Consider the following 25,575-nt stretch of genomic DNA (forward strand, 5'->3'; position numbering starts at 1 on the left):
TTTAGACTCAAGACTATGGACTATTGACTACAGACTATAGACTAATTAAAATGTCTCGAAAACTGTTACTTGAGCATATAAACGTACCGGGCATCAATACACTTGAAGTCTATCGCCAAAAAGGCGGGTATCGTGCTGTGGAAAAAGCCCTTAAAACTTTAACACCTGAAGAGATTGTTGAAGAAGTTAAGAAATCGGGCTTACGCGGTCGCGGAGGTGCGGGTTTCCCAACGGGGATGAAATGGAGCTTTCTGGCCAAACCAGAAGGTGTTGCACGTTATTTGGTGTGTAATGCTGATGAATCTGAGCCAGGGACTTTTAAAGATCGTTATTTAATGACATATATCCCTCATGCTTTAATTGAGGGAATGATTGTTTCGAGTTTCGCTTTAGGTGCAAAGGTTTCTTATATCTATGTGCGTGGCGAAATGATGCCTCAGATCCGCATTTTAGAAAAAGCCATTGCTGAAGCTAAAGCCGCTGGATGGTTGGGTAAAAACATTTTAGGTACTGGTTACGATTTAGAATTATATGTTCAGCCAGGTGGCGGGGCTTACATTTGCGGAGAAGAAACTGCTTTGTTAGAATCGCTTGAAGGTAAAAGAGGTAATCCGCGTATTAAACCACCATTCCCGGCGATTGCAGGTTTGTATGGTTGCCCTACAGTGGTGAACAATGTTGAATCGATTGCTGCAGTGGTGCCTATTATCAACGATGGTGGTGATGAATATGCAAAAATTGGTATCGGTAGAAGTACAGGTACAAAATTAATATCAGCTTCTGGTAATTTGGTAAAACCAGGTGTGTATGAAATAGAATTAGGCCTACCAGTAGAAGAATTTATCTATTCTGATGAATACTGTGGTGGTATTGCGAATGGTAAGAGATTAAAGGCAACGGTTGCAGGTGGATCATCTGTGCCTATTTTGCCCGCTAATTTAACCTTAAAATACGCTAATGGCGAGCCTCGTTTAATGAGTTACGAGTCTTTATCTGAAGGGGGCTTTGCTACTGGTACCATGATGGGATCTGGTGGTTTTATTGCTTTTGATGAAGATCAGTGTATAGTTAGAAATACCTGGAATTTCGCCCGTTTTTATCACCACGAAAGCTGTGGACAGTGTTCACCGTGCCGTGAAGGGACCGGATGGATGGAGAAAGTCTTACATAAAATTGAACACGGCCATGGTAAAATGGAAGATGTAGATTTATTGTGGGATATTCAACGCAAAATTGAAGGTAATACGATTTGTCCATTAGGTGATGCCGCAGCCTGGCCGGTTGCTAGTGCAATCCGTCACTTCAGAGATGAATTTGAATGGCATATTAAAGAGCCTGTGAAAAGTCAGAGCCAGAACTATGGTATTGCAAATTATGCAACACCGATTGAAAAAGCTCCGGTAACAGAAGAGAAATAAAATCCTAGGGTTGCAATTTGTGACCTTAAATTAGAACTAAAAAAGCGTCTCAGTTCGTGTCCTCACGAAACGAAAGCGAAAGAATTGGTTTGTGGAGACACAAACCAAGGCGAGATAAAGAAATAAAAAGAATATCATTAACCATGAGTGAAAAAGTTAAGGTTACGATAGATGGGATAACAGTAGAGGTTGATAATGGAACAACCATTCTGAATGCTGCAAGGCAGATCGGAGGGGATATTGTTCCACCAGCAATGTGCTATTATTCTAAATTACAAGGCAGTGGCGGTAAATGCCGTACCTGTATTGTAAAAGTGACTAAAGGTTCAGAGAAAGATCCTCGCCCAATGCCTAAGTTGGTGGCTTCTTGCCGCACAACCGTAATGGACGGCATGGAAGTGCTTAACATTACTTCACCAGAAGTTTTGGAAGCACGTGCAGGTGTTGTAGAGATCTTATTGATTAACCACCCATTAGATTGTCCTGTTTGCGATCAGGCTGGTGAGTGCGATTTACAGAATTTGGGTTATGAGCATGGTTTGCAAAAAACTCGTTATGAGTTTGAGCGTCGTACTTTCGAGCGTATTGATATTGGCGATAAGATCCAGTTGCACATGAACCGTTGCATTTTGTGCTACCGTTGTGTTTTTACTGCCGATCAGATTACCAATAAACGTGTTCATGGTATCTTAAACCGCGGCGATCACTCTGAAATTTCTACTTATATCCAACAGGCTGTTGATAACGATTTCTCAGGAAACGTAATCGATGTTTGCCCTGTAGGTGCTTTAACCGATAAAACTTTCCGTTTTAAAAACCGTGTTTGGTTTACCAAGCCTGTTGATGCACACCGTGATTGCGACCACGAAAAATGCAACGGTAAAGTAACACTTTGGTATAAAGGAGCTGATGTTTTACGCGTTACCGCCCGTAAAGATCAGTTTGGAGAAGTAGAAGAATTTATTTGCAATACTTGTCGCTTCGATAAAAAAGCAACTGCCGATTGGGTAATTGAACGTCCAACACACATTGATGATACTTCGGTAATTGCATCTAACCACTACGAAACATTAAAACCTTTGCACGTAATCCAGCCAAATGAGGCTTTACAGGCTGCGAATGAAATTGAATTACATAAAACAGTTAAATACTAATGGATAGCGCTTTTGTTATAGAAAAATTTATCCTGGTAGCTGTAATTTTCGGCATCAGTTTAGTTATTGCCATGTATTCTACTTATGCAGAACGTAAGGTGGCTGCATATTTGCAAGATCGTTTGGGCCCGGACAGAGCCGGCCCCTTTGGTATTTTACAACCATTGGCCGATGGTATCAAAATGTTTATGAAAGAGGAAATTATTCCTACCACATCAAACAGGTTTTTATTTATCGCCGGTCCGGGTTTGGCCTTGCTTTGTGCCTGTATAGGTACAGCGGTTATTCCTTGGGGCAGTCCGATTGAAATCGGTGGTAAAACCATTCCTTTGCAGGTTTCTGACATCAATGTAGGCGTTTTATATATCTTTGGTGTGGTTTCGTTAGGTGTGTATGGTGTAATGATCGGTGGATGGGCATCCAATAACAAATATTCTTTGTTAAGTGCAATCCGCGCGGCCTCACAGAACATCAGTTATGAAATTGCAATGGGATTGTCAATCATCGCTCTGTTGTTAATAACAAACTCCTTAAGTTTAAAGGATATTGTAGATAAACAACATGGTTTTTGGGCAGATGGATGGTTTACCTGGTATTTCTTCAAGCAACCATTGGGATTTCTAATTTTCATGGTATGTTCTTTTGCCGAAACCAACCGTGCTCCATTCGATTTACCTGAATGTGAAACAGAATTGATTGGTGGTTACCATACGGAGTATTCTTCAATGAAATTGGGTTTTTACCTATTTGCGGAGTACATCAATATGTTTGTCTCATCAGCGGTAATGGCAACTTTATATTTCGGTGGTTTTAATTATCCATTTATGGATTTAGCTGCTACTCATTTTGGCCAGAATTGGGCTTCAATTATAGGAGTGATTGCTTTATTCGGAAAAATATGTGCTTTCATCTTTTTCTTCATGTGGGTACGCTGGACTATCCCTCGTTTCCGTTATGATCAATTGATGAATTTAGGTTGGAAAGGTTTAATACCTTTGGCTATTGCCAATATTATAATAACAGGTGTTGTGATTGCGATTATTGAGAAGTTTTAATTATGGAATCATTAAGTAATAAGAAAAAAGTACTGGAACAAAAGCCATTGAGCTTTATGGAGCGCATGTACCTCCCGGCAATTGCCAAGGGTATGGGTATCACCATCAGTCACTTATTTAAAAAAGAGGCTACCGTAAGATATCCTGAAGTAGAACGCGAATTCTCGACCAACTTTAGGGGCATGCACTCGCTAAAACGCGATGAGAATGGTAAAGAGCGTTGTACAGCTTGTGGTTTATGTGCTTTATCTTGTCCGGCTGAAGCCATTACCATGATTGCCGCTGAACGTAAACCTGAAGAAAAACATTTATACCGCGAAGAAAAATACGCAGCGACTTACGAAATCAATATGTTGCGTTGTATTTTCTGTGGGTTATGCGAAGAAGCCTGCCCAAAAGAGGCAATTTACTTAGATGGCCCGATTGTACCTGCTGATTATTTACGTAAAGATTTTATTTACGGAAAAGATAAGCTAGTAGAGGCGCCATTAGAAATGAAAAAATAATTGGATAGTTCGTGAGTACACGAACCCTATAACTGAGATAATCGTCATGCTAAATTTATTTCAGCATCTCCTTTATAAGACCCTGAAATAAATTCAGGGTGACGAAATAAATAAAACAAATAACAAATTAATGAGTACACAAGTATTCTATTTCGTAGCCACATTAAGTATCATCTTTTCGCTGCTGGTGATTTTTGCAAAAAATCCTATCCACAGTGTATTGTACTTAATCCTTACCTTTTTTACCTTCACTGTTCACTATGTGCTGTTAAATGCACAGTTTTTAGCGGTGGTAAACTTTATCGTTTACATGGGGGCCATAATGGTATTGTTCCTTTTTGTACTGATGTTGCTTAACCTGAATAAGGAAACCGAGCCAAGTAAATCACCGCTGATTAAAATCGTAGGGGTTATTGCAGGTGGCTGTTTGGTGGTAACCTTAATCGGTTCTTTAAAATCGGCAAGTATTACCAGCCCGTTAATTTTGAAAAACCCAGGATTGGGATTGGTAGAAAATCTAGGCAAGGAGCTTTTTGGCCCATTCTTATTGCCTTTCGAATTGTCATCTCTATTACTGTTGGCAGCAATGGTTGGAGCCGTTTTATTATCTAAAAGAGATGAGGTAGAAGCATAATGGAAAATTTAACATCACAACTTCAGGGCGTTCCGCTAAACCACTACATCTATTTAAGTGCCATTATTTTTTCTATTGGCGTAATTGGTGTACTTACCCGTAGAAATGCCATCGTAATCTTTATGTCGGTTGAGCTGATGCTTAATGCCGTTAATTTACTTTTAACCGCATTTTCGGTTCATAGCAACGATCCATCAGGACAGGTTTTCGTATTCTTCATTATGGCTTTGGCAGCAGCAGAGGTTGCAGTTGGTTTAGCTATTATTGTAATGGTTTACAGAAATACGAAATCGATAGATATTAATGTTTTAAATCGCCTTAAGTGGTAAATATATAATAAGAATGACAATAGAACAATTGATTTGGTTGGTTCCGTTACTTCCTTTTTTAGGGTTTGTAATTAATGGGCTAGGCAGAAACTCTTTATCTAAAGGACTTGTTGGTATCATTGGGAGCGGGGTAATCTTCGCCTCCTTTATCATCAGCGTAGTTGTTTTCTTTAGTTTACAAGGCGACACACAAAAATCTCACGAAGTATTTTTATTCGATTGGATCAGTGCAGGTACATTGCACATTCCTTTATCTTTCCTGGTTGATCCTTTAAGCTCGATCATGCTTTTGATTATTACCGGAATCGGTTTCCTGATCCATCTATATTCTACGAGCTACATGCATGATGATGCTGGTTTTGGTAAATTTTTCTCTTACCTAAACCTGTTTGTATTCTTTATGCTTTTATTGGTATTGGGTTCTAACTATATCGTAATGTTTATCGGTTGGGAGGGGGTTGGTTTATGCTCGTACCTGTTAATCGGTTTCTGGTATACCAATAATGCTTATGCCTCGGCAGCTAAAAAAGCTTTCGTAATGAACCGCATCGGTGATTTAGGCTTTTTGTTAGGTGTATTCTTGGTCTTCACCACCTTTGGTAGTGTAGAATTCGCTAAAGTTTTCCCTCAGGCGGCTAATATGTTGCCAGGTAATGATACTTTAGTTTTAATCACCATTTTATTATTTATCGGTGCCTGCGGTAAATCGGCCCAGTTGCCATTGTTTACCTGGCTGCCTGATGCGATGGCCGGACCAACGCCAGTTTCGGCTTTGATCCACGCAGCTACAATGGTTACAGCTGGTATTTATATGATTGCCCGTTCGAGCATATTGTTCGATCTTGCTCCACTTACCCAGCACATCATTGCCATTGTTGGCGCCGCTACAGCTTTGGTTGCTGCAATTATTGCTTTAACACAGACTGATATTAAAAAAGTATTGGCTTATTCAACAGTATCTCAATTGGGCTATATGTTTTTAGGCTTAGGTGTTGGTGCTTATACTGGTTCGTTTTTCCACGTATTAACCCACGCATTCTTTAAAGCACTATTGTTCTTGGGCGCAGGTTCGGTAATCCATGCTATGCACCATGAGCAAGATATGCGTCATATGGGTGGACTGAGGAAGAAACTTCCTGTTACTTTCTTAACTATGCTGATCGGTACCATTGCTATTGCAGGTTTACCACCGTTCTCTGGTTTCTTCTCTAAAGATGAAATTTTAGCACATGCTTTCCAGGCAAGTCCAATACTTTGGGGAATTGGGGTTTTAACCGCATTCTTAACTGCATTTTACATGTTCAGAATGATGTTCTTAACTTTCTCTGGGAAATACCGTGGAACACACCATGAAGAAAGCCATGTACACGAATCGCCAACAGCGATGACTTTTCCTTTAATCATTTTAGCTGTTCTTGCAGCAATTGGTGGAGCAATCAACTTTCCCCATATTTTTGGTGGAAACGAGTGGTTGGCACATTGGTTAGAGGGAGCAGGGGTTGCGCAGCACGAACTGGATTTAAGCCATTCAACTGAGCTTGCGCTTATGGCTACTTCGGTTGTTGCAGCCATTATTGCTTTAGTTTATGCCTATGGCCGTTATGTAAAGGGAGCACGCGTTCCTGTTGCTGATGAAGCACCACGTTCAGCACTGGCAAAATTATCGTACAATAAATTCTATTTGGATGAGATTTATGATTTCCTGATTACTAAGCCATTAGATGCACTTTCGAAATTCTTTTACAGAATTATCGATAACAAATTTATTGATGGAATTGTAAACGGACTAGGATGGAGTACAAACGAGGCAAGTAAAGGCATCCGTTTGTTGCAAAGTGGAAACGTAGGTTTCTATATATTTATGATGGTATTCGGTATCGTCGCATTGTTATTATATACATTTTTATACATATAAAAAGGGTTCAAAATTAAATAATGGAACAACTTTTACTACTTATATTTCTTCCGCTTGTAGGTGCAATTGTTACTGCATTTGCGGGTAAGTCGGCTAAAATAGTTTCGACCATATTTTCGGTTGTTTCTTTAGGTTTGGCTTTGGTTATGGCCTGTAATTTCATTCCAAATGCAAGTACCCAGTTTGAGGTTAATTTGCCATGGATTGCAGATTTAGGTATCAATTTCCACGCAGGTATCGATGGCATCAGCATGCTTGTGGTATTGCTAACCAATTTATTGGTGCCAATTATTATTTTATCGAGTTACAACCATGAGTATAAAAATCCAGCTGCATTTTATGCTCTGATTTTGTTTATGCAGTGTGGCCTGTTATTGGTATTTACAGCATTGGATGCTTTCTTGTTCTATATTGGATGGGAAGCAGCATTAATTCCAATCTACTTTATCTGTGCTATCTGGGGAGGAAAAGACCGTATCCGTATCAACATGAAATTTTTCGTGTATACTATTGCAGGTTCGTTATTTATGTTGATGGGTATTATTTACCTATATCTTCAGAATCCATTACACAATTTTGATATTCAGGCTTTTTACGCTTTAAACTTAGATAATGCACAGCAGGGATGGATTTTCTGGGCTTTCTTTATCGCTTTTGCCATTAAGATGCCGATTTTTCCTTTCCATACCTGGCAGCCTGATACTTATACTGCGGCACCTGCACAAGGAACCATGTTGTTATCGGGTATCATGTTAAAAATGGGTATTTATGGTGTAATTAGATGGTTATTGCCAATTGTTCCGGCTGGTGTTCATGACTGGGGCAGGTAGTTATTATTTTATCAATCATCGGTATTGTTTATGCTTCGCTCATTGCTTTTACGCAAAAGAATGCTAAGCGTTTAGTCGCTTATTCATCTATCGCTCACGTTGGACTAATATCAGCAGGTATCTTCGCTTTCAATCAGCAAGGTATGCAAGGTGCAATGGTGCAGATGTTGAGCCATGGTATTAACGTGGTGGGTTTATTCTTCGTTTTAGATATCATCTTCGCACGAGTTAAAACCAATAAAATTGAAGAGTTGGGCGGAATTGCCAAAGTAGCTCCGCAGCTGGCGCTTACTTTTCTGATCATTGTTTTGGGCACCGTAGCTTTACCGGGAACGAACGGGTTTATTGGCGAATTTTTATTGCTAATGGGCGTTTATAATTACGGCATTTGGGCTGCCGCTATTGCAGGATTAACCATTATCTTCGGTGCTGTTTATATGTTACGTATGTACCAGAACGTAATGCTAGGCGAAACCAACAGCTTAACTATCACTTTTACCGATATTAAAGGAACCGAAAAATTGGTTCTTTATACTATATGTGCATTAATTATTGTTTTGGGTGTTTATCCAAAACCGGTTCTGCACTTAACAGAGGCATCTGTACAACATTTATTAGAACAGGTAAATCAAAAATTAAACACAGTAAATTAAGCAATGAATATTATTATAACCATTAGTATAACAGCTTTTATAGTGCTTTATGCAGGTTTGTTTAAGGCAAATAAAGCATTACTACCACTTACCGTTGTTGGCTTACTTACTGCACTAGGATTTACTTTTTGTGCATGGAATGGCAATGCTGTTCATTTTGGAATGATGGAGACAGATAATTTCGCTCTGGCATTTTCAGGTATTTGTATTGTGGGCACACTTTTTATCTTTTTATTAACACAGAACTATTTCCACGCTAAAAGCGATAACATAGCTGAATATTATACCTTAATTCTTTTCGCATTAGCGGGCATGATTATGATGGTATCGTATAAAAATATGGCCATGTTATTTGTAGGCTTAGAAATCATGTCGGTGAGTTTATACATTTTGGCGGGTATCCGTAAAAAGGATTTTGCCTCTAATGAAGCTTCCTTAAAGTATTTCTTAATGGGTGCTTTCTCCACAGGCTTCCTGTTATTTGGTATCACCTTAATTTATGGCGCTACGGGATCATTCGATTTAGATAGAATCCAGGCTTATTTAGTAAATAGTCAGGCAGTTTCTCCAATATTTTATCCGGGCGTTATTCTAATGATGATTGGTTTAAGCTTTAAGGTTGGTGCTGCCCCATTCCACTTCTGGACTCCAGATGTATATGAAGGCGCTCCATCTTTAATCACCACTTTTATGAGTACGGTGGTTAAAACTGCAGGTTTTGCTGCATTCTTACGATTATTTGCTGGTGCATTTGCACCACTTCACGATTTTTGGGTTGCGCCACTTATGGTGATTGTTTGTCTAACCTTATTTATCGGAAACGTAACTGCACTCTTCCAGAAGAACTTCAAACGCATGCTGGCATACTCAAGTATTTCACATGCTGGTTACTTATTGTTTTCGCTAATTGTACTGACCAAAAATTCTGGAAACAACGTATTGGTTTATGCAGCAGCTTATACCTTCGCCTCAATTATTGCTTTTGCGGTATTAATATTGGTGAAACAAAAAACAGGTAGCGATAGTTTCGACAGTTTCAATGGTTTGGCTAAACGGAATCCATTAGTAGCATTATGTTTAACTGTAGCCATGCTTTCATTAGCAGGTATTCCGCTAACCGCTGGCTTTATCGGGAAATATTTAATGTTCCTGAATGTAATGACCGAATATAAAACCTTACTTGTTGCATTCGCGATTTTAAATGCGCTGGTTGGCTTCTATTATTACTTTAGGGTAATCGTAGCCATGTGGTTTAAAGATGGTGCAGAAACAGAACTTTCAACGCCGGCGCAATACAAAGTCGTTTTGTTGGTTTCTGTTGCAATTACGTTAGTTTTAGGTATTTATCCTGCAATTATTTTAAACCTGATATAGGTATGCTGTTGTTTAATAATTATTTGTAGTTTTACGAATAATTGAATATGCACGATTTTTGGAATAACCTGCATCAGCTACTTGATCCCGAGAAATTATTGAGGGAGGGCGGTTTCTATCTCGTCGTATTCGTTATCTATGCAGAAACAGGCCTGTTTTTTGGTTTTTTTCTTCCCGGTGATTATTTATTGTTTTTAGCGGGAATGTTTGTTGCAACGGGCAAGCTTGATGTGAACATTGCGGTACTCTTGGCTGGTTTATGTGTTGCTGCAATTTCAGGTAATTTTACCGGTTATTGGTTCGGTCGTAAAACGGGCCCCGTACTGTATACCAGGAAAGATAGTTTCTTTTTTAAGAAGCGGTATTTGAAAGCCGCAGAAGATTATTATCATAAACAAGGTGCCTTTGCACTAATTATGGGCAGGTTTGTACCCATTGTTAGAACTTTTGCACCGATTTTTGCAGGAGTTGTGAAATTAGAGTTTAAAAAGTTCGCCTTATACAATGTTGTTGGTGGTGTACTTTGGATCTGTTCCTTAACTTTGCTTGGTTATTTTTTGGGCAGAAGGTTTGAAAAAGAAATTAACGATTATTTATTATATATTATTATTGGCTTTATCCTTATTACAACTATACCATTATTAATTACCTTTGTAAAAAGTAAAGTAGTAAGTGGTCCTGAAGAGGATAAAACAGATTTAAATTAAAAATGGCAAAAGACGATCATCACGCGTGGCATAGCGTATCTCCTGGGCACAATGTTCCAGAAATTGTAAACGCAATTATTGAAATTCCAAAAGGTTCAAAAGCAAAATACGAAATAGATAAAGAATCTGGTTTAATTAAGTTAGATAGGGTTCTTTTTTCATCAGTAATGTACCCGGCAAATTATGGCTTTATTCCGCAAACTTATTGCGATGATAAAGATCCATTGGATATTCTGGTGCTTTGCTCAGTAGATGTTTATCCAATGACATTGATCGAAGCGAAAGTGGTTGGTGTAATGCACATGGTAGATAATGGTGAACAGGATGATAAAATTATCGCGGTTGCTGCTCACGATATGTCGGTAAACTACATCAACGATTTAGATGAGTTGCCTCCACACCAAATGAAAGAGATTGTTCGTTTCTTTCAGGATTATAAAGCATTAGAAGATAAAAATGTAACGATCGAACATTTACTTGGTGTTCGTTATGCGCATAAAGTAATTAAAGAAAGCATAGAACTTTATAACACAACATTTAGAGAATTAGCTTAATGGATTTACCCACGGTCTGTTTGTTTTTAAATTTAGAGCTAAGTGCAATCCTGCCCGCAAACGTAGTTTTGGTTGCTGTACAAGAACCCGATACCACTTCTGTAGGTTGGCGATTATTCTTTGCATTATTTTTGGTGTTACTTAACGGATTTTTTGTTGCAGCAGAGTTTGCTATTGTAAAAGTTCGCGCATCACAAATTGAAATTAAAGCAAAAACAGGCAGTCGTGTAGGCAAAATGGCCAAAGGGATTATTCATAATCTTGATGGGTATTTGGCCGCCACACAGCTAGGCATAACGCTTGCATCACTTGGCCTAGGTTGGGTTGGTGAGGGCGTTATGCATACCATTTTCAAAAATCTTTTCGATAGTCTACAGTGGGGTTTAAGCGATGCTTCTATCCATACTGCCTCTACAATCGTTGCCTTTTCGCTCATTACAATTATGCATATTGTATTTGGCGAATTAGCACCTAAATCTTTTGCTATCCAAAGGCCTGTAGCTACGACGCTTTTCGTTTCCGTACCACTTCAATTGTTTTATGTGGTATTTAAACCATTCATTTGGACGCTAAATAGTCTTGCCGCCATTATCCTTAAGCCATTCGGAATCGACACCTCCAGCGGGCACGAATCGCTGCATAGCACCGAAGAACTTCAATATTTACTAGATCAGGGTAAAGAAAGTGGTGCGTTAGATAATAACGAACATGAACTGATTAAAAACGTATTCGATTTTAATGAGCGCGTGGTTAAGAATATCATGGTGCCCAGAACCAAGATTTCGGGCATTGAGTTAACTTCTCCAAAAGAAGAAGTGATTGATACGATTATTAAAGAAGGATATTCCCGCTTGCCGGTTTATGATGATATTATGGATAAAATTGTAGGGATTATCCATGCAAAAGATATTCTACCATTAGTTGCAGCAGGTAACCAGCACTGGACATTAAACGACATCATCAGGAAACCGTATTTCGTTACAGAAACTAAGAAAATTAACGATCTGATGAGCGAGCTGCAAAGTAACCGCATACAGATTGCTATTGTATTAGATGAGTTTGGCGGTACAGCGGGTATGGTTACCTTAGAAGATATAGTTGAAGAGCTTGTTGGAGAAATCCAGGATGAATACGATGAAGAAAAACCGTTGGTAGAAAAGGTTTCTGATAATGAATTTATTGTAAATGCATTTGCTACAGTATACGATGTAAATGAGCATTTGCCTCACGATTTACCAGAGGATGAAGACTTCGATACCATTGGTGGACTAGTTTCTCACGTTTTTGAACGTATTCCTGAAGTAGGCGAAAGTACTGAATCATACGGCTACCTGTTTACTATCCTTAAAAAGACAGAACAGAATATCGAAACAATCAAATTAGAATTGGTGATCAATAAAGCAGATATGGTTGATAATCATTAATTTCAACTATGCATATTTTTTATACACCAGATATAACCAAAAATACCTACACACTTAACGAAGAAGAGAGCAAACACTGTGTTAGGGTGCTTCGCCTTACCATTGGCTCAATTGTTAACTTAGTTGATGGAAAAGGGGGCTTTTACACTGCTGAAATTACTACCGATAATCCCAAAAAGGTTTCTTTATCTATTTTAAAAGTAGAAACGGAGTTTCATAAAAGAAATCATTACTTACACATCGCTGTTGCACCAACTAAAAATATCGACCGTATCGAGTGGTTTTTAGAGAAGGCTACAGAGCTGGGCATTGATGAGGTTACACCAATTATTACCGATAGATCGGAGCGAAGGGTAATTAAAGAAGATCGCCTCAATAAAGTGATTACTTCAGCCGTAAAACAATCGATTAAAGCTTATCATCCCAAATTAAACGATGCTGTTTCTTTTGATGCTTTTTTAAAAGAACCGTTTGATGGTGACAAACTAATTGCACATTGCATTGATAGCGGAGAAAAACAATACATATCCAAACTTGTAGTTCCACATCAAAAATATTTAGTTCTTATCGGTCCTGAAGGAGATTTCACACCTGATGAAGTTAATTTAGCTTTGAATAAAGGCTTTAAAGCATTAACTTTAGGTGATAACAGATTACGCACAGAAACGGCTGCTTTATCTGTTTGTTTTGAAATCAATTACCTTAACCGATAATCAGTTTGAAGTTTTCAGTTTTCAGTTTTCAGTTTTCCAAATTTCCGGCATTGGTTTTAAGCTTTGGTCTTTTAGCTTTAAGCTTGATGCTTTTCGCTTTTATTCCGCCAACCTACCGTATGGCTAAATTAAAGTATAACGGTGGTGGCGATTGGTATGCAGATAGAACAGCTTTACCCAATTTAATTGCATACTGCAATGCCAATATCAAGACTAATTTTTATGCTGAAGAAAGCATTGTTGAAGTAGGTTCAAAGGAGATCTTTAACTATCCATTTGTTTATATGACTGGCCACGGAAACGTAGTTTTTAACGATCAGGAAATTAAGAATTTGAGGCAGTACCTTACGGGCGGTGGCTTTCTTCATATAGACGATAATTATGGATTGGATAAATTTATCCGCCCGCAGATGAAAAAGGTATTTCCAGAACTTAGTTTTGTTGAATTGCCAGCTAACCATGCGCTATATAACCAGAAATTTAAGTTCCCGGGAGGTTTGCCTAAAATCCATGAGCATGATAATAAAAGACCCCAGGGATTTGCCTTGATTTACAAGGGAAGAGTTGTGTGTTATTACACCTACGAATGCGATTTAGGCAACGGTTGGGAAGACTTTGGTACATACCCCGAAGATACACAAGAGACACGGACAAAAGCGCTTAAAATGGGCGCTAATCTGGTTCAGTATGCCTTAACTCAATAAGCCATGTATAAAGTAAAAGTAAATGATCGGTTTTTATTCGAAATTGAGAATAAGGATTCAGCTTTTTTAGTAAATGGAGAACAGGTTCAGCTCGATCTAAGTACGCTTGGACCTAACAATACGCATGTTCTATACCAAAACAGGTCTTTTAACACAGAACTTGTTGAGATAAATAAGACTGAAAAAACCTGTAAAGTAAAAGTAAATGGGAATATTTATCAGATTAACATCGAAGATCAGTTCGATGTTTTGTTAAAACAATTGGGGCTCGATAATTTAGCCGCCAATAAAGTTTCTGAGATTAAAGCACCGATGCCTGGCTTAGTATTAAAGGTTTTGGTTGAAGAAAATGCTGAGGTAAAGAAAGGCGATAACTTATTGGTGTTGGAAGCGATGAAAATGGAAAATATTTTAAAATCATCTGCAGATGGGGTAGTGAAGAAAGTTTTGATCAAACAAGGTGATAAAGTAGAGAAGAATCAGATTTTAATTCAATTTAAATAACTCTTTCGCCTTTTTACCGTTAAGGTATTAAGCGCATTAAGGTTGGTTTCGGTAGAGATTTTTCTAATACCCTTAACTTCTTAATGATAAGGTGTTAACTAAGGAAGCCACCATACAAAAATAATAAAAACTATAAAGCATAAAAAAGTCCCGATTTAATGTCGGGACTTTCCTTTTTATTTACCTCTGCTTACCCTATAAGGTTTTTGAGGAGGGTTTTTGAAATTTCTTTTACCTACAGTACTAATTTCTGGAGCGCCAAGCATCGTCATAGCACAACGGAAACCGACTTCTGCTGATGATTCATCTTGTTGCATAAAACGGCGTGTTGCCGGGTTTAACCAGTAAGCCATATCATTCCAGGAGCCACCTTTATAAACTCTGGATTTATCGTTTACCAGCGTTACACCTTCTTCGTTAAGCAAAGTGTTTTGCCTGTCGCGATAACCCCTTTGATCGGCCTGATAGCTGGTTGATGCTACCGGAGATTGCGGATCAGTCGATTTTGAAATCGAATCAGAACGTTTCGCCTGCGCTTGTTTTTCTGCCCAGGTTTGTTTTCTTCCGGCATATGCATTTTCTTTAATCGGATTGCCATATTTATCTAATGCAATTTTCCCGCTTTGAGAATCTTCTAGTTTTTTATTGGTGAAGTAGTTACCGCGATAAGGATTAAATGCATCTGCATCAGTGAATGTACCGGTTCTGTACACATCATTAACCCACTCATTCACGTTTCCTGCCATATTGTATAAGCCGAAATCGTTTGGTGCATATTGAATAACCGGAACCGTTAAATCTCCTTTATCATTTAATGAACCGCCAACACCCATATAATCTCCAGGCGCTCTTTTAAAGTTGGCCTGAATCATACCCCTGGTTTTCTTTTTGGCCGAACTAACACCTAAACCATTCCAAGGGTAAATTTTATTCTGGTTGATATTCTCATATTCTGTATTGCCAATTAAGCCTAGCGCAGCATATTCCCACTCTGCTTCTGTTGGTAAACGATAAGGTTGCATAATTACACCATCCTCTAATGTTGCAGTTCTTCTTGGCTGACCATTTTTGCCTCCTGTAGTTGCAGCAGTTCCTCCTGCGCTTGTGGTAGCTGCACCAGCTTTTGTATTGTAGTCAATCGGTGCATTTTTACCTTTATCATCGTACTGCCCATTTAAATAGGCATCTGTATTAAATGGTTTGTCTGGTTTTGGAGTAGCTGCAGCCGTAGTAGCAGTATGGCCTTTTCCATTACCAGCTAAAGTTTTATAATCAGTTAAAATTCCTTTTTCGCGTAGAATAAACTCATTAGCTCTTGAAGTTCTCCATTCGCAGTAACGAGATGCCTGCTCCCATGAAACACCTACAACGGGATAATCACGATAAGCTGGGTGCCTTAAATAATTATCTACATAAGGCTCGTTATAAGATAATGCACGGCGCCATACTAAAGTATCAGGAAGCTCATTATAATAAAACTCACGATCTTCAGGGTAGTTATATCTGATCCAATGTAAGTATTCTAACCAATCGGTATTCGATACTTCTGTTTCATCCATGTAGAAAGAAGGTACGGTAACCTGTCTTTTGTAGTTGTAAATGTTTGGTTCAACACCTGCAACCTCGATGGCACTACCACCAACAACTAAAACTCCACCTTCAATTGGAATTAAGCCGGGCCCTGGAGCTCTCTTGTATTGAGTAGCTACAGCAAAAGCACCAGATTGGTTGTTTTTACTTTTCCTATCTGCATAAGGAATACCTGTTTTACTAGAACTCGCACTTTTTGAGCTACAACTCGAAAGCAAGGTGGCTAATGATAAACAAGTAAAAGAATATAGTAATAGTTTTTTCATATAGTACGTTGGGAATATTGCCCCTATAGGGATTCAATCGATAAAATTAAACAATTTTAAATGAATATATAAATAATGTGATAATAAAATATCGATTATATTTTTGAGTGATAACGTATTATTTTAAAGCGTATTGTGTCTGTCTGTTTTTTAAATGATTTTAATGCTAAATAATTATAAATAAGGAAGATAAAACATGGGTTTGTGGCAGTTTGGTGTTGGTTAATACTAGCACAACTTAGAGATTTCAAAAAATATTTTTATTCTGGATCTGTATAAATCGAGCGCGTATTTTGTGGAAATTTATATTATCAGAATCGCCGTAAGCCCATAATTTAATCCACAGCAAAATAAGCCTAACGATTAAGGGTTTACAGTGATTGCAAATAAATTAACCATATTAGAGTTTTAAAATTATAGCGTTCAAATCGGGTAAATTAAAATAATCGTAATGATATAAAGAGAAAATAAAGAGAAAAATGAATTCGATTTATAGTGCTAAGTTGTTATTAACCTTGTGTTTGCATTTTTTGCAGTCACACCGATATGTAAAAATCGTAGGTTTAATTAGTAAATAATCATAGAATTCGTAATTTGGTAAAATATACGGTTTGGTTTTACGTTACAGAATATATTCTCCAGTTATTGCTAAATACCCAAATCTAAAATTACGTACCTTAAAGGATGAATTTCAAGTACATTAGTAAACTTGCTTTTTCTGCACTCTCAATGGCCTTGGTGTTTGGTAAAACAAATGCCCAAGTAACCATAGGCAATACCCAAACAAACGGTAGCGAGTCGAATAATATTATCACGGCAGTTCCGTTTCTGCTCATTACACCTGATGCCCGTGCCGGAGCAATGGGCGATGCTGGCGTGGCTGTTCCTGGTGATGTAAACTCTTCAAGTATAAATGCGGCGAAACTTGCCTTTTTAGACAAACCTTATGGTTTTTCTATTTCTTACAGCCCATGGTTAAAGAGTTTGGTGCCAGATATTAATCTTGCTTATCTGAGTGGATTTTATAAATTAGATGATCGTAATACCATTGGAGCATCGTTGAGGTATTTTTCTTTGGGTTCAATTCAGCTTACAGACATTAACCAACAGGATCTTGGGATCGCCAATCCGAATGAATTGGCGTTTGATGTTTCTTTTGCACGTAATTTTGGTAATGAATTTTCATTAGGAACTTCATTAAGATATATTTATTCTAATTTAGCTTCAGGTCAGTTTTCATCTTCCGGGCAAGTACACGGTGGAAATGCTGTAGCGGTTGATGTTTCAGGATTGTACAAAAAAGCGACTACATTATTTGGTAAACAGGCTATTCTTTCTGCTGGTGCTAATATTTCCAACATAGGAACTAAAATGAGCTATTCTGATGGAGGAGAGAATTTCTTTTTACCCACCAATTTTAAACTAGGAGGAGCGTCTACAATCACGATGGATGATTTTAGTACTTTAACTTTCGCCCTCGATTTTAATAAACTTTTGGTGCCAACACAACCTATATACGATTCGAACAACAAAATCGTAAGTGGAAAAGATCCAAACCGATCGGTTCCTGCAGGAATTTTTGGTTCGTTTAGTGATGCTCCTGGTGGTTTTAGTGAAGAACTGAAAGAAGTTGGAATTTCTACCGGATTAGAATATTGGTACAACCAACAGTTTGCTGTTAGAGCTGGTTACAACTACCAAAGTCCAATGAAAGGCGATAGTCGCTATTTTACCTTAGGACTTGGGTTAAAATACAACGTTTTTAACATCGATTTTTCTTATTTAATTGCAAATGCACAGACTAGTCCACTTGCAAATACCTTACGTTTTGGTCTATTGTTTAACTTTGGCGAGAATAAAAGCAAAAGATAAAAAAGATTAAAGCAAATAAACATGAAAATTAGAGTAGGTTTCGGATTTGATGTGCATCAATTAAAAGATCAACATCCTTTTGTTGTTGGTGGCGTTACATTAGATCATCATAAAGGTGCTTTTGGCCATTCGGATGCCGACGTTCTTCTTCACGCCATCTGCGATGCACTTTTAGGTGCAGCGAACCTTCGCGATATTGGTTTTCATTTTAAGAATACAGATGATAGGTGGAAAGGTATCAGTAGCATTATCTTATTGAAGGAAACAGTTAAATTGCTGGCCGAAAAAGGATGGCAAATTGGCAATATCGATGCGATGCTCTGTTTAGAAGCGCCAAAAATTAACCCTCATATTCCTGTTATGCAGCAAAATATTGCTGATGCAATTGGAATTTCTACTGATGATATTTCGATAAAAGCAACAACCAATGAACAAATGGGCTTTATTGGTAGAGAAGAGGGCGTTGTTTCTTATGCCGTCTGCCTGATAGAAAAACCTTAACTAACATTAGAATTTTTTCGCTGTTAAATAAGAAATCGGCAAGCCAATACAGAAAATTAAAATAACAATATTTAAAATTGCCCTTTCGTAGTGAAATGGTGCAGCTGGTATTTTGGTTAGCGGAACAATTAATAGAGTCATGATGGTCCACACTACAATGCCATAAATTATTCCCGATAGGATGATATTTTTTCGGAGAACAGGCATTTTTGTTGATGCTATTGTGAAAACCAATGTAAAGCTAAAGGCAATAAAGTAGTGCAAAGCTAATCCGATAAGCGCGGTTTTAATACCCCCGGCAAAAGCTTCTGGTCCCATAATAGCGCTGGAGATGTATTGAAATACCCTCATAAAATTCATCTTTCCTAAAAATATTACTGCCGCCGTTCCATCTAATGTTCCAGCAACAAACGCAATTAATAAAACCTGTTTAAAGGAAAATGAGGTTTGGTTAGATTTTTCCATTAACAATAATAATGTTTTTTTTAAATAGCTTGTTATTAAATGTTTATGTTTTTTTAGGGTGAGGTGGATAGCCAAAAAAGCCAAGTTTTATAACACATTGGCTATTAAAACTTGGCTTCTTTTTTAAGGACTGGAAGTATTACGCTACCTGTTCCTTAACATTTCCTGTTCTTTTTATTGTACCCCAGGTTTCCAGTTCGCCCTTTATAGCTTTCCTGAACGAACGGAATAAGACAACATACATTAATTGTCTCCAGAAAAAACGTTGTGGGAAGATGTAAAGTAAATTTCTATACTTCTCTTTTTCCATGCGGAAAGCGATTGCAGCAAAAATCATATCTACCACTATAAAAATAATGTAATAGAAAAGTACCTGACCAAAACCATTATGCAAACTTAAAATCCCTGAAAATCCGGTTAGGGTTAAATTATTAATGGCGCTTAGTGAAAAGAGGCCACTAATTAAGGAAATGAGCATAAAAAGATCGGCAAGTGGTGAAAATAATGGTAATATGATCTGGTAGATCAAAATATTTGGCATACCTACCATTCCAAAATAGCCGTATTTCTTGTTCAGTAGTGTTTTTCTGTTTTTCCAGAAGCTTTGCATTACGCCAAAGCTCCAACGGAAACGTTGTTTAAGCAACATGCTCACCGTTTCTGGTGCTTCAGTATAAGCAATTGCACTGTCACAGTTTTTAACCTTGTAACCTGCCCTTAAAATACGCATGGTTAAATCGCAATCTTCGGCAAGAGTATCAATGGTAAATCCGCCGATTTCTAAAATTACCTTTTTTCTAAAGGCACCTATTGCCCCTGGTACAACGGTAATTGTATTTAATAAGTCGAAGGCCCGCCTATCCATATTTTGAGCAGTGATATATTCTATAGACTGCCATTTGGTAATAATGTTGTTGGCATTTCCAACTTTTACCGTTCCGGCTACAGCAGCTATTTTCTCACTATAGAAATACCGCATTAACTCGGTAACTGCATCGTTTTTCAATTGCGTATCAGCATCTATACATACCACAAAATCTGAACTAGCTTTTGATATGCCGTAATTTAAGGCCGAAGCTTTGCCTCCGTTTACCTTACTGAAAACCTTTACCTGAGGGTGGTTGCCAAAGTGTTCGTTAATGATTTCAAAGGTTTTATCTTTTGAACCATCATCCACAAAAATTAATTCAAAATCAGGATAGGTGGTTTTTAAAAGGCTATTGATGGTTTGAACTGCAGTAATTTCTTCATTGTATGCCGGAATGATAATGCTTACCTTTTCTGAAGGATGTTGTATTAATTTACCAATATTGCGTTTCGCTCTTTTTCGTTGTCTGATGGCCAAATAAGCAATAAATATGGTCCTTAAGATAGCAAGTACAATAGCAACAGAAAATATAATATTTAAAATCATGTTGCCATAATAAAAGAAATTGATAAAAAAGTAATCGCCAGAGCCTGAAAAACCACTATTTGCGGTAGATTTTACAGCAGGCATAAGTTCCGATCTTTTTTTACCCATTAAATCGCCAACCGTTGTAAACGTATAGCCCTTTGCTTTAAAGAATTTAATAATCCGTGGCAAGGCTGCAACAGTAGCTTCACGGTTTCCTCCGGCATCATGAAGCAAAAGGATATTGCCATTGTCTTGTTGTTTTACCACCTCGTTAAAAATCTGATCTGCAGTTTTACCCGGTTCCCAATCTTCAGGATCGATATATTCGCCGATATTGATGTAATTCTCTTTGCGGCTTTGTGCAACTGGTAAAATCTCGGAAATATTCTGTGGCTCTGCATCAGCGTTAAATGGTGCACGGAACAAAATTGTACTGTGGCCAGTAACGGCTTCAATTAACCTACGTGTAGCATTTAGTTCGAACTTTACCCGCCTTGGTCCAATGGTCGACATATCAGGATGGAAGAAAGTATGGTTTCCAATTTCATAACCATCATTATATTCCTGTCTTAACAGTTCCATATTTTTTTCGGCCATAATCCCAACCACAAAGAAACAGCCTGGTACTTTTTCCTGTTTCAAAATATTTAACACCTGGGGTGTATAAACGGGGTCGGGGCCATCATCAAAGGTTAAGGCAATTTTTTTATCGGCCTCCCCAAATCTTTTAATTACATATTGCTCTGGTAGTCGGGTATATTTTTGATCGGCAATAGAGAAATTGTCTTTATTTAAAGTAAATCTTACACTACCTGGTGTGGGGGTAGAAATCAGATCCAGAATTTCACCATTACCTAAGTAGGAGATGCCACCCATATTTAACGAAGCAATTTTGCGTAAATCGAATGGTTTTTTCTTTAAGGTATCTAAACTAAGATCATTGGAAATAAAAGACCATAAACGTTTATCTTCAGAGCCTAAACGCCATAACGCAACACCAGCAATATCCCAATCATCAGCTTTGCGGATTAAATTAAAATAGGTTGCGGCATCTGTAAAGTAAACTTCATGTTTAATTCCACTTCCATCGTTATAGGTATAATTTAAATTGGCCGAAGCAGGATTGTAGTTTATTTTGCTTTTGTAATTAACTGCAGCAGTCATTGCTTCTTCATAGGTTACCGGTTTGCCAATACTATTGTTTGGCCAATCGTAACCATAGCAGGCCAGGGCAAGGATTACTTTGCTGGCATCAACTTTACTGCAAATGTCATCAAGCTTTTCTTCTACCCATTCCTGGTGTGAAATATCACCCGCATTACTTTGCTCGGTATGCTGATCATAAGCCATTAGTACGAGGTAATCGTTATATTTTTGGAGGATTTCTGGTTTATAATCGTCGTTTTCGGGTGAAATATCTTGAGAAACAATCAGCTTTTCTGCGTGAAATTGGCTGTAAAGATTTTTCATAAAAGCGTTAAAGCTGTCACCATTTTCGAGATTAAGCTCCTCGAAATCTATATTGATGCCACGATAACCATATTTTTTGGTAATTGCGATGAGGTCGTAGATCAATTTTTGCTGTGCAGGTAGATCGTTCAACAACCGCCTTACCGCTGCGCCATCCCAATGGTCTTTATTGTAATTAGAAACTACTGCAATAGCCGATTTTTTAGCATTATGGATTACCTTCAAAGCGGCAGTATCGGCTTTATCAACAATAGAATCGCCATTTAAAAAGAATGATTCTGTAGCCACCATATCCAAATGGCCTATGTTGCGTTTTAAGTCAGATAATGATCTTTCTTTGCTTGCGGCCCAACTTACATAAAAAGCCATGTTGATCCTTTTATTATTGCCGTGATGGGTTAAAATGCGATGTTCACGATCTTTTTTGATTTTTTGAAGTTTCGATTTTTCGATAGTGAAATCTTTGTACTGTTGCGATTTCTTTAGCTTCTCTAACTGTTTTTGTGTTAAAGGCGTATTGGTGTTAATAAACGGTAAATTGGGTGCCTGCACTGAAGATAAGGTATACACCACGCAGATAATTGCGATAATAAAGACTAAAAAAAATGTACGACTTACCCAGGTAAATGCATGCCAGCGTCTTTTAGTCTCAGTTTGAAATATTTGTTTTCCGGACATTTTTCTGTTCTGATTTATGATCAAATGTCACTAACGAATATGAAGATTGGATGAATGATTTAAAATTAAGCGTTGCGAGATTAGATCGTTAGTTCTTCTCGAAGATAATATTTTTATTGATCTATTTATCAACTGAAAAATGAATTTTTAGACCTTTTGCATCATTAAGAAATTAAGGTTTTCTAACGTAAATTAAAATGCGATAATAGGAAAACAGAAGAGCATTGACAGATTATATGTTTTTTCGACTAAGGCTCTTCAACGGGCTTAGACTGACAATACTGATCATAACTTAATGATATTAGAATGTGTTGCAATATAAAGGCAAAAAAGCCGACAATTTTACAAGAAATGCCGGCTTTTTAATCCATATAAAATGAGGTCTTATATAAAAGGTGCTGAAACAAGTCAACAGCACTATGGTCAGTTTACTCTTCTAAATAACCAAATCTGCCCTGATTGTAATCTTCGATGGCTTGATGTATTTCGGCTTCAGTATTCATTAAAAACGGACCATACTGAACAATCGGTTCTTCTATGGGTTCTCCACTTAAAATCAAAATAACACTGTTTTCTAGGGCTTCTATTTTAATTTCCTCACCTTTATTTTTGAAGTGAACGAAATTATCAGCTACCGCAGTTTCAGATCCATTTATTTTAATCGAACCTTCAATCACCATAAATCCGGTGTTAAAATTTTCAGGGAAGTTAAATGTCGCTTTACCACCTTTATTTAACCGTGCATTATACAGTTCGATTGGTGTAAAGGTACTTGCATTGCCTTTTAAACCATTATAATTACCAGCAATGATCTCGATTTTTCCTCCGTTTTCTGGAAGATCAAAGTGAGTCATGTCGGCCTGTTTAACTGCTTGATACTTTGGCCTAGCCATTTTATCTTTAGCAGGTAAATTAATCCAAAGCTGAACCATTTGAAAAGGTCCTCCTGCTAAACTGTATTGCGCTTCATGATATTCTTTGTGCAATATTCCACTCGCAGCAGTCATCCACTGTACATCACCTGGATAAATCACCCCGCTGTTTCCAGAACTATCGTGATGCGCAACAGCACCATGATAAGCAATAGTTACTGTTTCGAAACCCCTGTGCGGGTGAACTCCAACGCCTCTTGGTTCTTTCCTGGCAGAAAATTCAATCTTTGAGCCATAATCCATTAGGAAAAACGGACTCATGTTGATTTCATAACCACTTGGAAAAAAATTGTGTACCCTAAAGCCATCGCCAACCATATGCGGGGCAGGGGCTTTTAGTACTTTTTCTATTTGTTTTGTTTCCATGATTGGAACCTTTCTGTTATGCGCTTGGCGTTTGGCGGATAATCTACGCTTATCGCCAAACGCCTATCACTTATACATTTTTTACAAACTGTAATTCGCCTAAAATGCGAACTTCTTCGCTTACCATTACACCACCAGTTTCTAATGCAGCATTCCAGGTTAAACCGAATTCAGAGCGGTTAATTTTTCCGCTTAAGGTAAAGCCTGCTTTGGTATTTCCCCAAGGATCGGTAGCAATACCACCAAATTCTGCGATTAATTTTACTGGTTTAGTTTCACCTTTAATGGTTAAGTTGCCTTTAACGATATAATCGCCTCCATCTTTTTCTACCGAATTAGATTTAAATTCAATGTGTGCAAATTTTTCAGCATCGAAAAAATCGCCACTTTTTAAATGGTTATCACGGTCGGTATTTCCGGTATCAATTGAACCGATATCACCTTTGAAAGAAATTTCTGCATTTTCAAATTCATCACCTTCTGATGTTAATTCTGCAGTGAAAGATTTTAAACTACCAGTTACAGTAGTAATCATTAAGTGTTTTACTTTAAATTGTAATTCGCTGTGGGTTGGATCTAATGTCCATTTTGTAGTTGCCATATCTTTTGTTTTTTGAGATGTTTAATATTTACAACACAAAAGTACAGCGCAGGTTTTTACTACAGATTGATGTATGGTAAGAAAGGGAAATAATTGAATGAGAGAAGGATAGAATGACGTATTGGTGAAAAGTTGTACGTTGAAAGGTTAGATTTGAAAAAGCCATTCACTCATTGAGTCTATGGCCTAAAATGTTTATTGGCCAGTTCCTTTCTTACCCGGCTTAACGATTCGGGTGTAATGCCCAGATAAGAGGCAATCATCCATTGTGGTACGCGGAGGGTAAGGTTGGGGTATAGTTTTATAAAATCGAGGTATCTTTCTTCGGCCGTAGCACTTAATAACATGTTAATTCTTTTCTGCATAAAGCGGATCGAATTATTAAGCAGTTTGATTTGCATGGGCTGTAAGCATGGCACTTGCCTGGCAGCTTCCTCCATGAAATTGTTAGGCATTAATATGGCTTCGGTTGCTTCGATGGCATCGATAAAAAATATTGATGGCTCATTGTTCATGTTGTTACGGTCAGAAACCAGCCAGTTTTCGGGGGCAAACTGAAGGATGTGCTCTTTGCCTTTCGCATCAATTGAGTACGCCCGTAATAAACCTTTTCCTACAAAATATCCGTGTTTGAAATTATCGCCAGTATATTGAAGTATTTCGTTTTTTTCGAATTTTTTTACCTTTAAAGCAGATGATATGCTTTCGAACTGCTCATCAGTTATCTCTATTTTTTCCTGTAAGTATTTCTGGAACTGATGAATCATAAAGGTACAATGTTATTTTTTTACGGGCTTAATATCGGAAAAATCTACACCACATTTGCAATTGCCGCCACAACCGTCTTTTTTTACCTGTAAAGATTTAAAAACCAAACGGCCAACATATACCAATGCTACCGCAAAAAGTAAAAAGACTAAAATCGTTTGAATATCCATAATGCAAATATAAAGGGTTTTAGGCT

At 37.7% G+C, this 25,575-nt stretch carries 23 protein-coding genes and 1 pseudogene; 17 read left to right on the forward strand and 7 right to left on the reverse strand.

Features of this window, described 5'->3' with window-relative positions:
* Positions 1 to 50: 50 nt before the first annotated feature.
* The 15 genes and pseudogenes from nuoF (at position 51) to H9N25_RS22550 (ending at position 14,474) form a co-directional block, all read left to right on the forward strand.
* Entirely contained in the window at positions 51 to 1,418 is a 1,368-nt protein-coding gene (nuoF, locus tag H9N25_RS22480; protein ID WP_057931423.1) for an NADH-quinone oxidoreductase subunit NuoF, read from the forward strand.
* Positions 1,419 to 1,561: 143 nt separating this feature from the next.
* Positions 1,562 to 2,572 (forward strand): 2Fe-2S iron-sulfur cluster-binding protein, encoded by a 1,011-nt coding sequence (locus H9N25_RS22485; protein ID WP_167296295.1) that lies wholly within the window; start codon positions 1,562 to 1,564, stop codon positions 2,570 to 2,572.
* Complete coding sequence (gene nuoH, locus H9N25_RS22490; RefSeq protein WP_190327293.1) at positions 2,572 to 3,627, forward strand: NADH-quinone oxidoreductase subunit NuoH; 1,056 nt, start codon at positions 2,572 to 2,574, stop codon at positions 3,625 to 3,627. Before H9N25_RS22485 ends, nuoH begins: the two co-directional genes overlap by 1 nt.
* 2 nt (positions 3,628 to 3,629) lie before the next feature.
* Positions 3,630 to 4,133, forward strand: a complete 504-nt coding sequence (locus H9N25_RS22495) for a NuoI/complex I 23 kDa subunit family protein (RefSeq protein WP_090504254.1) — start codon at positions 3,630 to 3,632, stop codon at positions 4,131 to 4,133.
* Between the two features lie 130 nt (positions 4,134 to 4,263).
* Positions 4,264 to 4,767 (forward strand): NADH-quinone oxidoreductase subunit J family protein, encoded by a 504-nt coding sequence (locus tag H9N25_RS22500; protein ID WP_108197414.1) that lies wholly within the window; start codon positions 4,264 to 4,266, stop codon positions 4,765 to 4,767.
* Entirely contained in the window at positions 4,767 to 5,096 is a 330-nt protein-coding gene (nuoK, locus tag H9N25_RS22505; protein ID WP_055908793.1) for an NADH-quinone oxidoreductase subunit NuoK, read from the forward strand. The genes H9N25_RS22500 and nuoK overlap by 1 nt, the downstream gene beginning before the upstream one ends.
* 13 nt (positions 5,097 to 5,109) lie before the next feature.
* Complete coding sequence (gene nuoL, locus H9N25_RS22510; RefSeq protein WP_407947443.1) at positions 5,110 to 7,011, forward strand: NADH-quinone oxidoreductase subunit L; 1,902 nt, start codon at positions 5,110 to 5,112, stop codon at positions 7,009 to 7,011.
* A gap of 20 nt (positions 7,012 to 7,031) precedes the next feature.
* Positions 7,032 to 8,494: pseudogene (locus tag H9N25_RS22515) on the forward strand (complex I subunit 4 family protein).
* A gap of 3 nt (positions 8,495 to 8,497) precedes the next feature.
* Positions 8,498 to 9,868 carry an NADH-quinone oxidoreductase subunit N gene (locus H9N25_RS22520; protein ID WP_190327294.1) on the forward strand — a complete coding sequence of 457 codons (1,371 nt, stop codon included), beginning with the start codon at positions 8,498 to 8,500 and terminating at the stop codon, positions 9,866 to 9,868.
* Positions 9,869 to 9,915: 47 nt separating this feature from the next.
* Positions 9,916 to 10,575 carry a DedA family protein gene (locus tag H9N25_RS22525; protein WP_190327295.1) on the forward strand — a complete coding sequence of 220 codons (660 nt, stop codon included), beginning with the start codon at positions 9,916 to 9,918 and terminating at the stop codon, positions 10,573 to 10,575.
* A 2-nt stretch (positions 10,576 to 10,577) separates the two neighbouring features.
* Positions 10,578 to 11,129, forward strand: a complete 552-nt coding sequence (locus H9N25_RS22530) for an inorganic diphosphatase (RefSeq protein ID WP_025146339.1) — start codon at positions 10,578 to 10,580, stop codon at positions 11,127 to 11,129.
* 68 nt (positions 11,130 to 11,197) lie between these two features.
* Positions 11,198 to 12,553: a hemolysin family protein gene (locus H9N25_RS22535; protein WP_456238508.1), complete on the forward strand. Its 1,356-nt coding sequence runs from the start codon at positions 11,198 to 11,200 to the stop codon at positions 12,551 to 12,553.
* 8 nt (positions 12,554 to 12,561) lie between these two features.
* A complete protein-coding gene (locus H9N25_RS22540; protein WP_190327296.1) occupies positions 12,562 to 13,266 on the forward strand; it encodes a 16S rRNA (uracil(1498)-N(3))-methyltransferase in 705 nt (234 codons plus the stop codon).
* A gap of 86 nt (positions 13,267 to 13,352) precedes the next feature.
* On the forward strand, positions 13,353 to 13,970 hold the full coding sequence (locus H9N25_RS22545) for a DUF4159 domain-containing protein (RefSeq protein ID WP_167296640.1): 618 nt from the start codon (positions 13,353 to 13,355) through the stop codon (positions 13,968 to 13,970).
* 3 nt (positions 13,971 to 13,973) lie between these two features.
* Positions 13,974 to 14,474, forward strand: coding sequence for an acetyl-CoA carboxylase biotin carboxyl carrier protein subunit (locus H9N25_RS22550; protein WP_190327297.1), 501 nt, complete (start codon positions 13,974 to 13,976; stop codon positions 14,472 to 14,474).
* 176 nt (positions 14,475 to 14,650) lie between these two features.
* Here the strand turns inward: H9N25_RS22550 and H9N25_RS22555 are convergent, their stop codons facing one another.
* A complete protein-coding gene (locus tag H9N25_RS22555) occupies positions 14,651 to 16,330 on the reverse strand; it encodes an SUMF1/EgtB/PvdO family nonheme iron enzyme (RefSeq protein ID WP_190327298.1) in 1,680 nt (559 codons plus the stop codon).
* 684 nt (positions 16,331 to 17,014) lie between these two features.
* On the opposite strand from H9N25_RS22555, the gene porV reads away from it, so the two are divergent.
* Both porV and ispF read left to right on the forward strand, forming a co-directional pair.
* Positions 17,015 to 18,202, forward strand: a complete 1,188-nt coding sequence (gene porV / locus H9N25_RS22560) for a type IX secretion system outer membrane channel protein PorV (protein ID WP_190327299.1) — start codon at positions 17,015 to 17,017, stop codon at positions 18,200 to 18,202.
* Positions 18,203 to 18,223: 21 nt separating this feature from the next.
* Positions 18,224 to 18,703, forward strand: a complete 480-nt coding sequence (ispF, locus tag H9N25_RS22565) for a 2-C-methyl-D-erythritol 2,4-cyclodiphosphate synthase (RefSeq protein ID WP_190327300.1) — start codon at positions 18,224 to 18,226, stop codon at positions 18,701 to 18,703.
* A 6-nt stretch (positions 18,704 to 18,709) separates the two neighbouring features.
* Here ispF and H9N25_RS22570 read toward each other — a convergent pair whose 3' ends face one another.
* From H9N25_RS22570 to H9N25_RS22595, 6 genes are all read right to left on the reverse strand, one after another.
* Entirely contained in the window at positions 18,710 to 19,168 is a 459-nt protein-coding gene (locus H9N25_RS22570) for a DUF1440 domain-containing protein (protein ID WP_190327301.1), read from the reverse strand.
* A 139-nt stretch (positions 19,169 to 19,307) separates the two neighbouring features.
* Positions 19,308 to 22,712, reverse strand: a complete 3,405-nt coding sequence (locus H9N25_RS22575) for a glycosyltransferase (RefSeq protein WP_190327302.1) — start codon at positions 22,710 to 22,712, stop codon at positions 19,308 to 19,310.
* A gap of 428 nt (positions 22,713 to 23,140) precedes the next feature.
* The gene (locus H9N25_RS22580; RefSeq protein WP_190327303.1) at positions 23,141 to 24,010 is read right to left on the reverse strand and encodes a pirin family protein; all 870 of its coding nucleotides are present in this window, start codon (positions 24,008 to 24,010) and stop codon (positions 23,141 to 23,143) included.
* A 70-nt stretch (positions 24,011 to 24,080) separates the two neighbouring features.
* On the reverse strand, positions 24,081 to 24,611 hold the full coding sequence (locus H9N25_RS22585) for a YceI family protein (RefSeq protein ID WP_190327304.1): 531 nt from the start codon (positions 24,609 to 24,611) through the stop codon (positions 24,081 to 24,083).
* A gap of 179 nt (positions 24,612 to 24,790) precedes the next feature.
* On the reverse strand, positions 24,791 to 25,378 hold the full coding sequence (locus H9N25_RS22590; RefSeq protein WP_190327305.1) for a Crp/Fnr family transcriptional regulator: 588 nt from the start codon (positions 25,376 to 25,378) through the stop codon (positions 24,791 to 24,793).
* A gap of 12 nt (positions 25,379 to 25,390) precedes the next feature.
* On the reverse strand, positions 25,391 to 25,549 hold the full coding sequence (locus tag H9N25_RS22595) for a FeoB-associated Cys-rich membrane protein (RefSeq protein ID WP_082458743.1): 159 nt from the start codon (positions 25,547 to 25,549) through the stop codon (positions 25,391 to 25,393).
* Between the last annotated feature and the right edge of the window lie 26 nt (positions 25,550 to 25,575).

Origin of the sequence: Pedobacter riviphilus (genome assembly GCF_014692875.1) — a bacterium.
Classification (GTDB): Bacteria; Bacteroidota; Bacteroidia; order Sphingobacteriales; family Sphingobacteriaceae; genus Pedobacter; species Pedobacter riviphilus.

What these genes read in the sequence shown, in the direction of transcription:
- nuoF (WP_057931423.1), top strand. Translation starts at nt 51, where the DNA reads ATGTCTCGAAAACTGTTACTTGAGCATATAAACGTACCGGGCATCAAT.
- H9N25_RS22485 (WP_167296295.1), top strand. Translation starts at nt 1,562, where the DNA reads ATGAGTGAAAAAGTTAAGGTTACGATAGATGGGATAACAGTAGAGGTT.
- nuoH (WP_190327293.1), top strand. Translation starts at nt 2,572, where the DNA reads ATGGATAGCGCTTTTGTTATAGAAAAATTTATCCTGGTAGCTGTAATT.
- H9N25_RS22495 (WP_090504254.1), top strand. Translation starts at nt 3,630, where the DNA reads ATGGAATCATTAAGTAATAAGAAAAAAGTACTGGAACAAAAGCCATTG.
- H9N25_RS22500 (WP_108197414.1), top strand. Translation starts at nt 4,264, where the DNA reads ATGAGTACACAAGTATTCTATTTCGTAGCCACATTAAGTATCATCTTT.
- nuoK (WP_055908793.1), top strand. Translation starts at nt 4,767, where the DNA reads ATGGAAAATTTAACATCACAACTTCAGGGCGTTCCGCTAAACCACTAC.
- nuoL (WP_407947443.1), top strand. Translation starts at nt 5,110, where the DNA reads ATGACAATAGAACAATTGATTTGGTTGGTTCCGTTACTTCCTTTTTTA.
- H9N25_RS22520 (WP_190327294.1), top strand. Translation starts at nt 8,498, where the DNA reads ATGAATATTATTATAACCATTAGTATAACAGCTTTTATAGTGCTTTAT.
- H9N25_RS22525 (WP_190327295.1), top strand. Translation starts at nt 9,916, where the DNA reads ATGCACGATTTTTGGAATAACCTGCATCAGCTACTTGATCCCGAGAAA.
- H9N25_RS22530 (WP_025146339.1), top strand. Translation starts at nt 10,578, where the DNA reads ATGGCAAAAGACGATCATCACGCGTGGCATAGCGTATCTCCTGGGCAC.
- H9N25_RS22540 (WP_190327296.1), top strand. Translation starts at nt 12,562, where the DNA reads ATGCATATTTTTTATACACCAGATATAACCAAAAATACCTACACACTT.
- H9N25_RS22545 (WP_167296640.1), top strand. Translation starts at nt 13,353, where the DNA reads ATGCTTTTCGCTTTTATTCCGCCAACCTACCGTATGGCTAAATTAAAG.
- H9N25_RS22550 (WP_190327297.1), top strand. Translation starts at nt 13,974, where the DNA reads ATGTATAAAGTAAAAGTAAATGATCGGTTTTTATTCGAAATTGAGAAT.
- H9N25_RS22555 (WP_190327298.1), bottom strand. Translation starts at nt 16,330, where the DNA reads ATGAAAAAACTATTACTATATTCTTTTACTTGTTTATCATTAGCCACC.
- porV (WP_190327299.1), top strand. Translation starts at nt 17,015, where the DNA reads ATGAATTTCAAGTACATTAGTAAACTTGCTTTTTCTGCACTCTCAATG.
- ispF (WP_190327300.1), top strand. Translation starts at nt 18,224, where the DNA reads ATGAAAATTAGAGTAGGTTTCGGATTTGATGTGCATCAATTAAAAGAT.
- H9N25_RS22570 (WP_190327301.1), bottom strand. Translation starts at nt 19,168, where the DNA reads ATGGAAAAATCTAACCAAACCTCATTTTCCTTTAAACAGGTTTTATTA.
- H9N25_RS22575 (WP_190327302.1), bottom strand. Translation starts at nt 22,712, where the DNA reads ATGTCCGGAAAACAAATATTTCAAACTGAGACTAAAAGACGCTGGCAT.
- H9N25_RS22580 (WP_190327303.1), bottom strand. Translation starts at nt 24,010, where the DNA reads ATGGAAACAAAACAAATAGAAAAAGTACTAAAAGCCCCTGCCCCGCAT.
- H9N25_RS22585 (WP_190327304.1), bottom strand. Translation starts at nt 24,611, where the DNA reads ATGGCAACTACAAAATGGACATTAGATCCAACCCACAGCGAATTACAA.
- H9N25_RS22590 (WP_190327305.1), bottom strand. Translation starts at nt 25,378, where the DNA reads ATGATTCATCAGTTCCAGAAATACTTACAGGAAAAAATAGAGATAACT.
- H9N25_RS22595 (WP_082458743.1), bottom strand. Translation starts at nt 25,549, where the DNA reads ATGGATATTCAAACGATTTTAGTCTTTTTACTTTTTGCGGTAGCATTG.